This is a genomic window from uncultured Friedmanniella sp., from assembly GCF_964244285.1.
GTDB lineage: Bacteria > Actinomycetota > Actinomycetes > Propionibacteriales > Propionibacteriaceae > Microlunatus.
Map to the genome: position 1 here is coordinate 232,203 of NZ_CAXTHT010000004.1, position 14,302 is coordinate 246,504.

A 14,302-nucleotide genomic window follows, 5' to 3' on the forward strand; every position below is an offset into this window, starting at 1 on the left:
TGACCAGATGAGTGAACCGGCGCCGCGTCCAGTGCCCGCGGCCCGACGCAGGCTCGACCGGTCCGCCGTCCTCGCTGCGGCGACCGGTCTGGCTCGCTCCGGCGGCCTCGACGAACTGACCATGCGCCGCCTGGCGGCGGAGCTGGGCACCGCGCCGATGTCGCTCTACCGCCACGTCGCCGACCGGCAGGACCTGCTCCAGGGAATGCTCGACGCCGTGGCGCAGGGCATCGTGCTGCCGTCCGCGCACGACGACCCGCGCAGCGAGCTGACCGCCGTCCTGACCGCGGCCCACGAGGCGTTCCGCCGCGACCCGTGGGTGGTCCCGTTGATCGCGGTCGACGGACTCGCCAGTCCGGAGATCCTGCCGACGGTCGAGCGGGTGCTGGCCGCACTGAGCCGCTCGGGACTACCCGACGACGAGCTCATCGGGGCCTACGTGCTGCTCTGGCAGTACCTCTACGGGGAGAACCTGGCCTCCCGCGGCGCCGGAGCCGACAACGAGGCCCGGCGGGTGGCCCGACTCGCTTCGGAGGAGGCCTTTCCCGTCCTGCGACGGCTGGTCGCCCGGTCGGGACCGGCGGCGGCGACCGACTTCTTCGAGCTCAACCTGCAGCGGGTGCTCGACGCGATTCTCAGCTCCCCTAGCCAGCTCCCCCTAGCCAGCTCCCCCTAGCCAACAACGACCCCTAGCCAACAACGATCGGGTCGACCCGGATGCGCAGCCCCCCCTCGCTCTTCCGGGCGCTGCGGATGGCGGTGACCTCCTTGACGGCCCGGACGAGTGCGGCCGCCTCGCCGGGCGGGGCGCGCAGGGTCAACCGGTGCAGCGACGTCTCCACGCCTCGTTCGGCGGGCAGCACCACCGGACCGAGCACCTCGGCGTGCCGCGGCGGGCGCAGCAGCTCGAGGAGCTCGGCCAGCGACTCGGCTCGTCCCTCGACGGTGACCAGCTTGGCGGCCGGGGGGAAGTGGGCCTCGGTGCGCTCGAGCAGCTCGCGGGCCGCGAAGCCGGCCGGGTCGACCCGGACCAGCGCCTGCAACGCCCGGCCGGCGCTGTCCCCCACGGCCACCACCGAGCCGCCGTCGCTCCCGCCGCGGACCAACGCCACCACGTTCAACCAGCGCCGCAGTGCCTCCTCCGACGCCCGTAGGTCGGCCCGCAGCAGCAGCAGCGGCGTGTCCAGCAACACCGCCGCGGCGTACCCGCCCTCAGCCCGGGGCTCGGCTCCCGGCGTGGCGACGACGATCGCCGGGACGGCCGGCACCGTGTCGCTCACCTGCCCGGCCCCGGACTGCCGAACCGGCGTCTGGGGGAACGCGCGCCCCAGCTCCTCGGCCGTCCGCTCGGCCCCCACGACCGGTGCCCGGAAGCGGGACGAGCCGCAGATCGGGCACTCCCAGCCCTCCTGGTCGCGCCCGCACCAGCGGCAGCCGGCCAGCACCCCGCCGCGCTGGCCCCAGCCGCCGGCCACCGCCACCTTCGTGGGTCCGCCGCAGTGCCGGCAGCGGACCGGTTCGCGGCAGTCCTGGCAGACCAGCGCCACCAGGTAGCCGGCTCGCGGCACCTGCACCAGGACGGGTCCCTGGGGCAGGGCGGACCGCATGGTCTCGAACACCTCGTGCGGCAGTCGCGCGGCCCGCGCGGCCGGATCCCGTTCCAGCGACCGGTCGCTGTCGGCGGTGACGCGGACCCGGGGGGCGGTGTGCCGGGCGACCGCCCGCGGCTGGGCCAGGTCCCGCAGCCACCCGCGCTCGACCAGCGCCTGCACCTCGGTGGTGCGCTGGTAGCCGGCGAACAGCACCGCGGCCCCGGCGTCGGTGGCGCGCAGCGCCAGCACCTCGCGGGAGTGCGGGTACGGCGCCCGCGGCTCGGACAGCAGGTCGTCGCCGTCGTCCCAGAGGGCGACCAGCCCGAGGTCGCGGACCGGCGCGTACGCCGCCGCCCGGTTGCCGACCACCACCCGCACCTCCCCCCGCAGCGCCCGCAGGAAGGCCCGGTAGCGGGCGGCCGGCCCCGACTCGGCCACCAGGAGGGCGAAGCCCGCCTTGCCCATCGCGTCGCGGAGGGCCGCCTGCAGGCGCTCCCGGTCGCGCTGGTCCGGCACCACCAGCACCGCGCCCCGGCCGGACTCGGCGGTGGCGCGCGCCGCCGCGGCCAGTCCCGTGGCCCACTCCCCGCTGGGATCGCTGCTCGGCGTGACCTGCCACGCGGCCCGGGGGCTGTCCCCGCGACGCAGCGCGGCCACGAACTCCGGCCCCGTCGGGTAGCTCTCGAGCGCGTGCCCCGGAACGGGTGGCAGCTCGAGCGGGCCGGGCAGCGACGCCGCCTTCTCGGTGGCGGCGTGCCGCGGCGGGACGGCCAGCCGGACGACGTCGGAGAAGATCCCGGCGTAGTGGTCGGCCACCCGGCGGACCAGCCGGGCGACCTCGGCGGTGAGCACCGGCTCGCTCGACACGACCTTGCCCAGCCAGGTCAGCTCGCCGTCGTGCTCACTGCGCGCCCGCCGGTCCAGCAGGAAGCCGTCGCGCTGCCGGCCAGCGAAGCGCACCCGCACCCGGGCCCCGGGAACCGCGTCCTCGTGCTGGGCGGCGGAGACGGCGTAGTCGAAGGACCGGTCGAGGTGGCTGAGCCCGACGTCCAGCAGCACCCGGGCCACCGGGTTGCTCGGCGCAGGAAGCAGGGTGTCCGGCGGTCGACCACGCCCGGCGGTCAGGCCGGGTGACGCGGTCGGGTTCGGCACACCCGATGATAGGCAGAGCCCACTGACAGACCTACGGTTCTCGGGTGACGTCCACCGCCGACCCCGACCTGCAGGTGCGCCGGCTGCTGGTCCATCTGGGTGCAGCCATGGTGGCGACCGGGCAGCCGGTCTCCGACATCGAGGAGGACGTGCGGGAGGTGGCGGCCGGGCTCGGCCACCCGGACGTGCAGATCGCCGCGGGGCCGACCGGGGTGCACGTCAACCTGAGCAGTGGGGAGCCCTCGACCTTCGAGGCGGTGCAGGGCTCGCTGCGGCTCGACCAGGCCGCGGAGGTCCGCACGATCCGCCACCATCTCGTCCAGGGCTCGATCTCGCTCGACCAGGCCATCGACCAGTTGCTGGCCCTCAGCTCCCGACCGCCCCGCTACCCGGTCTGGCTGGCGAATCTCGGCTGGGTGGGGATCACCGTGGGGATCGCGCTGATCCTGCAGCCGGGACGTGCGAACGTCGGCTTCGCGGCGGTCGGTGCGGTGCTCGTGGTGGCCCTGGTCCGGCTGTCCACCCGGGTACGGCTGGTCGCCACCCTGCTGCCCACGCTGGCCGCGTTCGCGGTCGCCTGTCTCGTCTTCGCCGGCTCGCAGGCCTGCTGGCTGGACGGTCCGCTCCGGACCCTGCTGCCCCCGCTGGCGGTGCTGCTGCCCGGCGCGCTGCTGGTCACGGCGATGTCGGAGCTCGCCACCGGGCACATGGTGGCCGGTGCGTCCCGGCTGACCTTCGGCGTCGTCCAGCTGCTGCTGTTCACCCTCGGCATCGCCGTCGCTGCGCGGCTGTTCGCCGTGCCGCCGGCCGAGCTAGCCAACCTGCGCGTCGACGACCTGGGCTGGTGGGCCGCCCCGCTGGGGCTGGGGCTGATCACCGTCGGCATCGGGCTGCTCGAGAGCCCGTCGCTGACGCTGCTGCCCTGGATCGGGCTGGTGCTGGTGCTCGCCTTCGGTGCCCAGACCCTCGGCCAGGCCCTCTCGGGGCCGGTGCTCGGCAGCTTCGCCGGTGCGCTGGCGGCAAGCCTCGGTGCGTCCGCGGTCGAGGGCCTCCGTCCCGACCTGCCCCGGCTGGTGGTCTTCCTGCCGGCCTTCTGGCTGCTGGTCCCGGGCAGCCTCGGCCTGGTCTCCACCACCCAGCTGGCGGTCTCGACCGGGGTCTCGGCCAGCACGCTGACGGGCGTCCTCGGCGTGGTCAGCGGCATCGCCCTCGGCCTCCTGGTGGGTGCCGCGCTCGCCCAGTCCCTCCGTCGTGGACTCCGCCGCGCCCGCCACGCCCGCTGAGGACCGAGGGGCTCAGCCCTTGACCGCTGCGGCGAGAGCCTCGGCGCGGTCGGCGACCTCCCAGGTGACGCCGGGCAGGGTGCGACCGAAGTGCCCGTACGCCGCCGTCGGCACGTAGATGGGGCGCTTGAGGTCCAGGTCGGCGATGATCGCCGCCGGCCGCAGGTCGAACGTCGCCAGCACGGCGTCGGCGATCTGGTCGGTGGGCACCTGCTCGGTGCCGAACGTCTCCACGTAGAAGCCGACCGGGTGCGCCTTCCCGATGGCGTAGGCGACCTGGACCTCACAACGCCGGGCCAGACCGGCCGCGACGACGTTCTTGGCCACCCAGCGCATCGCGTAGGCGCCGGAGCGGTCGACCTTCGAGGGGTCCTTGCCGGAGAAGGCGCCGCCGCCGTGCCGGGCCATCCCGCCGTAGGTGTCGACGATGATCTTGCGGCCGGTGAGGCCCGCGTCGCCCATCGGGCCGCCGATCTCGAAGCGTCCGGTCGGGTTGACCAGCAGCCGGTAGTCGCTCGAGTCGATCTCGAAGCGCTCGAGCACCGGCTCCACGACGTGCTTGCGGACGTCGGGAGCCAGCAGCGCGTCCAGGTCGATGTCCGCGGCGTGCTGGCTGGACAGGACCACCGTGTCCAGCCGGACCGGGCGGTCGCCGTCGTACTCCACGGTGACCTGGGTCTTGCCGTCGGGACGCAGGTACGGCATGGTCCCGTCCTTGCGGACCAGGGAGAGCTGCTCGGCGAGCCGGTGCGCGAGGTCGATGGGCAGCGGCATGAGCGACTCGGTCTCGTCGCACGCGTAGCCGAACATCAGGCCCTGGTCGCCGGCGCCCTGGGCGTCCAGCGCGTCGACCGACGCACCGGTGCGCGACTCGACGGCGGTGTCGACCCCCTGGGCGATGTCGGGCGACTGCTGGCCGATCGCGATCGTCACGCCGCAGGACGCGCCGTCGAAGCCCTTGGTGGAGGAGTCGTAGCCGATGTCGATGATGCGCTGCCGGACGACGCCGGGGATCTCGACGTAGGAGTCGGTCGTCACCTCGCCCGCCACGACCACCAGACCGGTGGTCACCAGGCACTCGACCGCCACCCGGCTCTCCGGGTCCTGCCGCAGCAGCTCGTCGAGGACGGAGTCGCTGATCTGGTCGGCGATCTTGTCGGGGTGGCCCTCGGTGACCGACTCGGACGTGAACAGTCTTCGTGCCATGGTGCGGGTGCTCCCTTGCTTGCTCCCCGGCACGCGTCGCCGGGTCGGGCCAACCTACCGGGCCGAGCGGGCCCTCAGTGTGGCATCCCAGATGACGTGGGCGAGTCGGTCCTTCGTGCCGGCCACCGGACCCTCGGCCCCCACCGCGCTCAGCACCGTGATCTCGCTGGTCGGCTGGCCGAACACCAGGCCATGCCCGACGGCGTTCAGGACGAGCAGGTCGCAGCCCTTGCGGGCCAGCTTGGCCCGGCCCAGCTCGAGCAGGTCGACGCCGGCCGCGGGAGTCTCGGCGGCGAACCCGACCAGCACCTGCCGCGGGTCCGTCCGGGCCGCGACCAGCGCGGCCAGGACGTCCGTGGTCTGGACGAGGTCCAGCTCGAGCCCGCCGGAGCCGGACTTCTTGATCTTGGTGTCGCTGGCCGCGGCCGGGGTGAAGTCGGCCGGCGCGGCCGCCATCACGACGAGGTCGGCCGTCGCGGCCGCCTCGGTCATGGCGACGGCCAGGTCAGCCGTCGAGGTCACCGCCTGGACGGGGACGCCGGCCGGCGCAGGACGGTCGACGTTGGCGGCGACCAGCCTGACCTCGGCCCCCCGCAGCCGGGCGGCCCGGGCCAGTGCCCAGCCCGTCAGGCCCGAGGAGGAGTTACCGAGGAAGCGGACGGGGTCCAGGTGCTCCCGGGTGCCACCGGCGCTGACCACCACCGACAGTCCGGCGAGGTCCTGCGCGGCGCCGCGGACGGCCACTTCCGGCTCGGCCAGCACCGTGGACGCGATGGCCGCGAGCTCGGCGGGCTCGGGCAGCCGGCCGGGCCCCGAGTCCGGTCCGGTCAGCCGGCCGGAGTCCGGGTCGACGACCATGACACCACGTTGGCGGAGGATGGCCACGTTGGCCCGGGTGGCGGCATGTCGCCACATCTCGGTGTGCATCGCCGGGGCCAGCACCACCGGGCAGTGGGCGGTGAGCAACACGTTGGTCAGCAGGTCGTCGGCCCGCCCGGTGGCCGCCCGGGCGATCAGGTCGGCGGTGGCCGGAGCCACCAGCACGAGGTCGGCCTGCTGACCGAGGCGGACGTGCGGCACCTCGTGGGCGTCGGCCCACACCCCTGTGTGCACCGGCTGCCCGGAGAGCGCGGCCCAGGTGGCCTCACCGACGAAGGTCAGCGCCGACTCGGTCGGGACGACGCGGACCTCGTGTCCTTCGGCGAGGAGCCGCCGCAGCAGCTCGCACGCCTTGTACGCGGCGATGCCTCCGGCGACGCCGAGGACGATCCGGCTCAGGCGGACTCACCGATCGGGGTGGAGCCGCCGTCGTCGTTGGGCTCCTCCACCTCGGGGTCGATGTCGATGCAGTTCAGCTTGCCCGCGTTGACCTCGCGGAGGGCGATCGAGAGGGGCTTCTCCTGGACGCCGGTCTCGACCAGCGGACCGACGTGGTCGAGCAGACCCTCGCCGAGCTGGGAGTAGTAGGCGTTGATCTGGCGGGCCCGCTTGGCGGCGAAGAGCACCAGCTTGTACTTGGAGTCCGACCGGGTGAGCAGCTCGTCGATCGGGGGGTTGGTGATGCCTTCGGCGACCACGTGCGTTGAAGTCAAGGTGTACCTAACGTTCGCTGTGCAGATCGTCTGTTGTCACAGACGGGCCAATGCTACCAACTCCGACACGGCCTGCCCCACCTCGCCGTTCACGATGACGTGGTCGAACTCGCGGGCCGAGGCGAGCTCGGCCCGCGCCGTGGTGAGCCGGCGCTCCTGCTGGGCCGCGGACTCGGTGCCTCGGCCGACCAGCCGGCGGACCAGCTCGTCCCAGGACGGCGGGGCCAGGAAGACGAACCGGGCGTCCGGCCAGGCCTCCCGGACCTGACGGGCGCCCTGCAGGTCGATCTCGAGCAGGGCTGGCCGGCCCCCGGCCATGGCCTCGAGCACGGGGGCCCGCGGCGTCCCGTAACGGTGGACCCCGTGCACCACCGCCCACTCCAGCAGCTCGTGGGCCCAGATCATCGCGTCGAACTCCGCCTCGGAGACGAACAGGTAGTGCACGCCGTCCACCTCGCCCGGCCGCGGGGCGCGGGTGGTGGCGGAGACGGAGACGAAGATCTCCGGGTGGTTCCGGGCCAGGGCGGTCACGACCGTGCCCTTTCCCACCGCGGTCGGACCGGACAGCACGGTCAGGGCGGGACGGGCGTCGCCGTCAGGATCCCTCACGAGGAGGAGGCGGGCACGGCGCTCGTCGCGGGGAACTCCGCGATCAGAGCAGCCGTCTGGTGCTTGCCCAGCCCGCGGAGCCGCCGGTTGGCCGCGATGTCGAGCCGCTCCATCACCCGGGACGCCCGTACGGCCCCCACCCGGGGCAGCGACTTGAGGACGTCGACCACCTTGGTGTGCGCGATTACGTCGTCCCGCTCGGCCTGCTCGAGCACCTCGGCCAGCGTCCGTCGACCGTCGCGCAGCGCCTGCTTCATGTCGGCGCGGCGGCGCCGGGCCTCGGTGGCGGCATGCCGGGCCTGCTGTCGCTGCTCGTCGCTCAGGGGGGGAATCGTCACGGCACGCGTCCTTCTCTACGACCAGCAGTCACCGGACCGGGGGCCCCGCGCCCACGCGGTGGCCCGCTCGTGATCTGGAAACCTACCCCAGACTCAGGGTGGCGCGCATGGCGGCCACGGATCGTCGGGCGGCGGCGCGCAGGGCGTCGGGGTCGGGGCCGGCGGCCATCACCTCGCGGCTGGTGGTGGGCAGCACGAGACCGACCGCGGGTCCGAAGACGTCGACGAGGTCGGCGGCCGTGCCCCCTTGGGCTCCGATGCCCGGGGCCAGGATGGAGCCGTTCAAGGCGGAGAAGTCGACCCCCGTCCGGCCGATCGTCGCGCCGGCCACCACCCCCACGTGGCCGGGACCGGGGCCGGCGTTGCGCGCAGCCGCCTCGTCCACGACGAGCTGGCCGAGCAGCCGTCCGTCGGCGCTGCGGGCGTGCTGGACGCTCGGGCCCTCGGGGTTGCTGGTCAGGGCCAGGACGTAGACGCCACGACCGGTCGCGGCGGCGAGCTCGATCGCGCCGTCGAGGGAGCCGAAACCGAGGTAGGGGCTGAGGGTGACCGCGTCCGCGGCCAGGGACGAGCCGTCGGCCAGGTAGGCCGACGCGTACGCCTCCATGGTCGAGCCGATGTCCCCGCGCTTGACGTCCAGCAACGAGAGCGCCCCGGTGGCGGCGATGTCGGCCAGGACCCGCTCCAGGACGGCCGCCCCCGCCGAGCCGTGGGCCTCGTAGAACGCCGACTGGGGCTTGAACACCGCGACCTCGGCCCCCAGCGCCTCGACCATCCCGCGGGCGCAGGCCTCCAGCCCGTTCACGTCGGTCCCCAGCCCCCACGCCCGCAGCAGGGACGGGTGCGGGTCGATGCCGACGGCCAGCGGGCCGCGCTCGGCCACCACCCGCCGCAGCCGCTCGCCGTAGCTATCCCGCATGCGCGCTCCTCAGGGCGTTGAGCTCACGGACCAGGGCCGGCCCGGCGTAGATGTAGCCGGTGTAGAGCTGCAGCAGCACGGCGCCGGCGTCGAACATCGCCCGGCCGTCGCCGGCGGTCATGATCCCGCCGACCCCGATCACGGGCAGCTCCGTCCGTGCGGTGAGGAAGGCGACGACGGCCCGGGCCCGCTCGGCCAGGGGCGCGCCCGAGAGCCCGCCGGCCTCGGCGGCGTACCGGTGCCCGGCGACCGCGTCCCGGGCCAGGGTGGTGTTGGTGGCGACCAGACCGGCCACCCCGCCGGCCGTGCAGACCGCCAGCAGCTCCTCCAGGGCGTCCTCGGAGAGGTCGGGGGCGAGCTTGACGAAGACGGGCACCGGCGGGCCGTCGGCGGCGGTCCGGGTCGCCTCCGCGACCAGCGTCCGGGTCAGCTCGCCCAACGCGTCGGCGTCCTGCAGCGACCGCAGCCCGGGGGTGTTGGGGCTGGAGACGTTGACGGCGACGTAGTCCGCGTAGCCCGCCAGCAGCCGGAAGGAGGCGAGGTAGTCCTCGGTCGCCTCGGCCAGCGGCGTGGTCTTGGTCTTCCCCAGCGAGATGCCCAGCGGGACGCCGACCGCCCCGTTGCCGCGGACCACCCCGGCGGCGGCCAGCCGGGCGGCCAGGGCCGGTGCGCCGGCGTTGTTGAAGCCCATCCGGTTGAGGATCGCCTCGTGCTCGGGCAGCCGGAACAGTCGTGGCCGGTCGTTGCCCGGCTGGGCCTGGGCCGTCACCGTGCCCAGCTCCGCGAAGCCGAAGCCGAGCGCGCCCCAGGCCTGCAGGCCGAGCCCGTTCTTGTCCAGGCCCGCCGCGACGCCCACCCGGCCGGGGAAGTCGATGCCGGCCACGGTGACCGGGTCATGATCATCGGCGAGCAGGCGCGCGACCGCCCGGCGTAGCCGCGGACTCTCCCCCACCTTGCTGATCAGGGCCAGGGTGGCCTCGTGGACGAGCTCTGGATCACCGCCGCGGGCGCGGAACAGCAACGGACGCAGGGCGTTGCGGTACCCCCAGCCCATCACCGACGCTGCTGCGGTCAACGGCGCTGGGCCCACGACTGCAGCGAACGGACGCCGACGTCCCCGGCCATGATCGCCTCGATCCCCTGCACCGCGGCGGCCAGACCCTGCACGGTGGTGATGCACGGGATGTTGCGCAGCACGCCGGCCGTCCGGATCTCGTAGCCGTCGAAGCGGGGCCGGCCGTCCGGGCTGAGCCCGTGCGGGGTGTTGAAGATCAGGTCGACCTCGCCGTCGAGGATGGCCTGGACGACGGTCTTCTCCCCGTCCGGCCCGGGTCCCTGGCTGTACTTGCGCACGGTGGTCACCTGGACGGCGTGCCGGCGCAGCATGGACGCGGTCCCGGCTGTGGCGAGGATCTGGAAGCCGAGATCGGCCAGCCGCTTCACCGGGAAGACCACGTTGCGCTTGTCCCGGTTGGCCACCGAGACGAAGACGGTGCCCTTGGTGGGCAGCGGCCCGAACGCCGCCACCTGGCTCTTGGCGAACGCGGTGCCGAACCCGAGGTCGAGACCCATCACCTCACCGGTCGAGCGCATCTCGGGGCCGAGGATCGTGTCGACGGAGATGCCCTCCACGGTCCGGAAGCGGTTGAACGGCATCACCGCCTCCTTGACGGCGATGGGGGCCGAGCTGTCCTCGGCCGAGCCGTCACCGACCGCGCGCAGGATGCCCTCGGCCCGCAGCTGCCCGATCGACGTGCCGAGCATCACCCGGGCCGCCGCCTTGGCCAGCTGGGTGCCGGTGGCCTTGGCCACGAAAGGCACCGTGCGGGAGGCGCGGGGATTGGCCTCGAGCACGTACAGGGTGTCCCCGGCGAGAGCGAACTGGATGTTGATCAGTCCACGAACACCGACGCCCCGGGCGATCTTCTCCGTCGAGTCGCGGATCCGGTCCACCACCTCGGCGCCGAGGGTGATCGGCGGCAGCGCGCACGCCGAGTCGCCGGAGTGCACCCCGGCCTCCTCGATGTGCTCCATCACCCCGCCGAGGTAGAGGTCGACACCGTCGTAGAGCGCGTCCACGTCGATCTCCACCGCGTCGTCGAGGAAGCGGTCCACCAGCACCGGGTGCGCGGGCGAGACCTCGGTGGCACGGCCGATGTAGGAGGACAGTGAGCTCTCGTCGTAGACGATCTCCATCCCGCGGCCACCCAGCACGTACGACGGCCGGACCAGCACGGGGTAGCCGATCTCGTCGGCGATCAGCTTCGCCTCGGCGAAGGAGCGGGCCAGGCCGTGCTTCGGAGCCGGCAGTCCCTCGGCCTCGAGCACCTCACCGAACGCCCCGCGCTCCTCGGCCAGGTGGATGGCCTCGGGGCTGGTGCCGACGATGGGCACGCCCGCGTCCTTGAGCGCCTGCGCGAGCCGGAGCGGGGTCTGGCCGCCGAGCTGGACGATGACGCCCGCCACCGGACCCGCGAGGGTCTCGGCGTGCACGACCTCGAGCACGTCCTCGAGGGTGAGTGGCTCGAAGTACAACCGGTCGGCGGTGTCGTAGTCGGTGGAGACGGTCTCGGGGTTGCAGTTGACCATCACGGTCTCGTACCCCGCACCGTCGTTGTCGGGGGCGGCCGACAGCGCCATCGCGGCGTGCACGCAGGAGTAGTCGAACTCGATTCCCTGCCCGATCCGGTTCGGTCCGCTGCCGAGGATCAGCACCGCCGGCCTGGTCCGCGGCAGCACCTCGGACTCGGTCTCGTAGCTGCTGTAGTGGTACGGCGTCCGGGCGGCGAACTCGGCGGCGCAGGTGTCCACCGTCTTGTAGACCGGACGGACGCCGAGGGCCCAGCGGACACCGCGGACGACGTCCTCGTGCAGGTGCCGCAGCGCCGCGATCTGGGCGTCGGAGAGGCCGTGGCGCTTGGCCAGCCCGAGCACCTCGACGGTCAGCTCGGGAGCGTCCCGGACGGTGGTGGCGACCTCGAGCACGAGCACCAGCTGGTCGACGAACCAGGGGTCGATCTTCGTCGCCTCGAACACCTGCTCGGGCGTCGCCCCGGCTCGGAGGGCCGTCATCACCTCGGCGAGCCGGCCGTCGTGCGGCCGCGACGCGAGAGCCAGCAGCTCCTCGACGCTCCGCAGGATCGGGGCGGTGAAGTCGAACGGCGCCTTGGGGTCCTCCAGGCTGCGCAGCGCCTTGCCGAGGGCCTCGGTGAAGTTGCGGCCGATGGCCATCGCCTCACCGACGCTCTTCATGTGGGTGGTCAGCGTGGAGTCGGCCGCGGGGAACTTCTCGAACGCGAACCGCGGCACCTTGACCACGACGTAGTCCAGGGTGGGCTCGAAGCTCGCCGGTGTCTGCTCGGTGATGTCGTTCGGGATCTCGTCGAGGGTGTAGCCGACGGCGACCTTGGCCGCGATCTTGGCGATCGGGAAGCCGGTGGCCTTCGAGGCCAGAGCACTCGAGCGGGAGACGCGCGGGTTCATCTCGATGACGATCATCCGACCGGTCGCCGGGTCGATGGCGAACTGGATGTTGCAGCCGCCGGTGTCGACGCCGACGTCGCGGATGATGCCGATGGCCACGTCACGCATCCGCTGGTACTCGCGGTCGGTCAGCGTCATGGCCGGGGCGACGGTGATCGAGTCGCCGGTGTGCACGCCCATCGGGTCGAAGTTCTCGATCGAGCAGATGATCACGACGTTGTCCGCGCGGTCGCGCATGACCTCGAGCTCGTACTCCTTCCAGCCGAGGATCGACTCCTCGATCAGCACCTCCGTGGTCGGGCTCGCCGAGAGCCCGGCGCCGGCGATCCGCCGCAGGTCGGCCTCGTCGTGGGCGAAGCCGGAGCCGACCCCGCCCATGGTGAAGCTGGGCCGGACCACCGCCGGGTAGCCGAGCTCCCCCGCCGCGGCCAGCACCTCCGCCATCGTGTGGCAGACGAAGCTGCGCGCGACCTCGGCGATCCCGCCGGCCGCCCCGCTCAGGTTCTCCACGATCGCCTTGAACTGCTCGCGGTTCTCCCCGCGGTGGATGGCCTCGAAGGACGCGCCGATCATCTCCACGCCGTAGCGCTGGAGGACGCCAAGGTCGTGCAGGGCCACGGCCGCGTTCAGCGCGGTCTGGCCGCCGAGGGTGGCGAGCAGCGCGTCCGGCCGCTCGATCGCGATCACCTGCTCGACGAACTCCGGCGTGATCGGCTCGATGTAGGTGGCGTCGGCGAACTCGGGGTCGGTCATGATCGTCGCCGGGTTCGAGTTGACCAGGATGACCCGGAAGCCCTCGGCCTTGAGCACCCGGCAGGCCTGGGTGCCGGAGTAGTCGAACTCGCACGCCTGGCCGATGACGATGGGCCCCGACCCGATCACGAGGATCGACGTGATGTCGTCGCGACGGGGCATCAGGCCTCCGCTCCCTGGGTCTGCGCGTCCGTTCCCCGAGCGTGTCGATCCGCCAGGACGTCGACGAAGCGGTCGAAGAGGTAGTTGGCGTCGTGCGGGCCGGCGGCGGCCTCGGGGTGGTACTGGACACTGAAGCCGAGGATCCGGCCCGACTCGTCGCGCAACTCGAGACCCTCGACCACGGAGTCGTTCAGCCCGACGTGGCTGACCGTGGCCGTGCCGTACGGGGTGTTGGTCGCTCGGTCGAGCGGGGCGTCGACCGCGAAGCCGTGGTTGTGCGAGGTCACCTCCACCCGGCGGGTCCGCAGGTCCATCACCGGTTGGTTGAGCCCGCGGTGGCCGTAGTCGAGCTTGTAGGTGCCGAACCCCAGGGCCCGGCCGAAGATCTGGTTGCCGAAGCAGATGCCGAAGTACGGGATGCCGGCGCCGAGGACGTCGCGGAGCAGGTCGACCGGCCCCTCGGTGGCTCCCGGGTCGCCCGGGCCGTTGGAGAGGAAGACCCCGTCCGGCTCGAGCGCGGCGATCTCGGCGAAAGACGTGGTCGAGGGCACCACGTGCACCTCGATGCCTCGCCTGGCCAGCTGGCGCGGTGTCATCGTCTTGATCCCGAGGTCGACCGCGACCACGCGGAACCGCGCCTGACCCCCCTCGGCGGCCACCACGTACGGCTCCGCCGTGGTCACCTCGTCGGCCAGGTGCGCGCCCGCCATCCCCGGCGCCTCCAGCACGCGCTTCAGCAGCGCCTCGGGGTCGGTCTCGACGCTGGAGACGCCGACCCGCATCGCGCCGCGCTCGCGCAGGTGCCGGGTCAGTGCGCGGGTGTCCACGTCGCACATGCCGACGATGCCCTGGGCCCGGAGCTCGTCCTCCAGCCCGCGGCGCGAGCGCCAGCTCGACGGCACCCGGGCGGCGTCCCGGATCACGTAGCCGGCAACCCAGATCTGGCCCGACTCGTCGTCCTCGTCGTTCCAGCCGGTGTTGCCGATGTGCGGCGCCGTGGCCACGACGACCTGGCGGTGGTAGCTGGGGTCGGTCAGGGTCTCCTGGTAGCCCGACATCCCGGTCGCGAAGACCGCTTCGCCGAAGGTCTCACCGACGGCGCCGAACGCGCGGCCCCGGAACGTCCGACCGTCCTCCAGGACCAGCAGGGCCGACGGCGGCGGGGTCATCAGGGATGGGGAGCTCGTCGAGCCAACTGCGGTCATGCCCGTCC

General features: G+C 73.2%; 12 protein-coding genes. 2 read left to right on the plus strand and 10 right to left on the minus strand.

Annotated features, from left to right (window positions below; translation table 11 throughout):
- Nucleotides 1-7: 7 nt before the first annotated feature.
- Entirely contained in the window at nucleotides 8-676 is a 669-nt protein-coding gene (locus ACFE7W_RS12300) for a TetR/AcrR family transcriptional regulator (RefSeq protein WP_375425083.1), read from the plus strand.
- A 13-nt stretch (nucleotides 677-689) separates the two neighbouring features.
- Here ACFE7W_RS12300 and ACFE7W_RS12305 read toward each other — a convergent pair whose 3' ends face one another.
- Complete coding sequence (locus tag ACFE7W_RS12305) at nucleotides 690-2,744, minus strand: primosomal protein N' (RefSeq protein ID WP_375425084.1); 2,055 nt, start codon at nucleotides 2,742-2,744, stop codon at nucleotides 690-692.
- 44 nt (nucleotides 2,745-2,788) lie between these two features.
- On the opposite strand from ACFE7W_RS12305, the gene ACFE7W_RS12310 reads away from it, so the two are divergent.
- Nucleotides 2,789-4,027: a threonine/serine exporter ThrE family protein gene (locus ACFE7W_RS12310; RefSeq protein WP_375425085.1), complete on the plus strand. Its 1,239-nt coding sequence runs from the start codon at nucleotides 2,789-2,791 to the stop codon at nucleotides 4,025-4,027.
- A gap of 12 nt (nucleotides 4,028-4,039) precedes the next feature.
- On the opposite strand, the gene metK is transcribed toward ACFE7W_RS12310, so the two are convergent.
- The 9 genes from metK to carA form a co-directional block, all read right to left on the minus strand.
- Nucleotides 4,040-5,233 carry a methionine adenosyltransferase gene (metK, locus tag ACFE7W_RS12315; protein WP_375425086.1) on the minus strand — a complete coding sequence of 398 codons (1,194 nt, stop codon included), beginning with the start codon at nucleotides 5,231-5,233 and terminating at the stop codon, nucleotides 4,040-4,042.
- 54 nt (nucleotides 5,234-5,287) lie between these two features.
- Nucleotides 5,288-6,511 carry a bifunctional phosphopantothenoylcysteine decarboxylase/phosphopantothenate--cysteine ligase CoaBC gene (coaBC, locus tag ACFE7W_RS12320; protein ID WP_375425249.1) on the minus strand — a complete coding sequence of 408 codons (1,224 nt, stop codon included), beginning with the start codon at nucleotides 6,509-6,511 and terminating at the stop codon, nucleotides 5,288-5,290.
- Nucleotides 6,508-6,825 (minus strand): DNA-directed RNA polymerase subunit omega, encoded by a 318-nt coding sequence (gene rpoZ / locus ACFE7W_RS12325; RefSeq protein ID WP_375425087.1) that lies wholly within the window; start codon nucleotides 6,823-6,825, stop codon nucleotides 6,508-6,510. The genes coaBC and rpoZ overlap by 4 nt, the downstream gene beginning before the upstream one ends.
- Nucleotides 6,826-6,861: 36 nt before the next feature.
- Nucleotides 6,862-7,434 carry a guanylate kinase gene (gmk, locus tag ACFE7W_RS12330; protein WP_375425088.1) on the minus strand — a complete coding sequence of 191 codons (573 nt, stop codon included), beginning with the start codon at nucleotides 7,432-7,434 and terminating at the stop codon, nucleotides 6,862-6,864.
- On the minus strand, nucleotides 7,431-7,772 hold the full coding sequence (mihF, locus tag ACFE7W_RS12335; protein WP_375425089.1) for an integration host factor, actinobacterial type: 342 nt from the start codon (nucleotides 7,770-7,772) through the stop codon (nucleotides 7,431-7,433). The genes gmk and mihF overlap by 4 nt, the downstream gene beginning before the upstream one ends.
- A gap of 82 nt (nucleotides 7,773-7,854) precedes the next feature.
- Complete coding sequence (gene pyrF / locus ACFE7W_RS12340; protein WP_375425090.1) at nucleotides 7,855-8,691, minus strand: orotidine-5'-phosphate decarboxylase; 837 nt, start codon at nucleotides 8,689-8,691, stop codon at nucleotides 7,855-7,857.
- Nucleotides 8,681-9,781 carry a quinone-dependent dihydroorotate dehydrogenase gene (locus ACFE7W_RS12345; RefSeq protein ID WP_375425091.1) on the minus strand — a complete coding sequence of 367 codons (1,101 nt, stop codon included), beginning with the start codon at nucleotides 9,779-9,781 and terminating at the stop codon, nucleotides 8,681-8,683. Before ACFE7W_RS12345 ends, pyrF begins: the two co-directional genes overlap by 11 nt.
- The gene (gene carB / locus ACFE7W_RS12350) at nucleotides 9,763-13,089 is read right to left on the minus strand and encodes a carbamoyl-phosphate synthase large subunit (protein ID WP_375425092.1); all 3,327 of its coding nucleotides are present in this window, start codon (nucleotides 13,087-13,089) and stop codon (nucleotides 9,763-9,765) included. Before carB ends, ACFE7W_RS12345 begins: the two co-directional genes overlap by 19 nt.
- Complete coding sequence (gene carA, locus ACFE7W_RS12355) at nucleotides 13,089-14,258, minus strand: glutamine-hydrolyzing carbamoyl-phosphate synthase small subunit (RefSeq protein ID WP_375425093.1); 1,170 nt, start codon at nucleotides 14,256-14,258, stop codon at nucleotides 13,089-13,091. The genes carB and carA overlap by 1 nt, the downstream gene beginning before the upstream one ends.
- Nucleotides 14,259-14,302 lie beyond the last annotated feature (44 nt).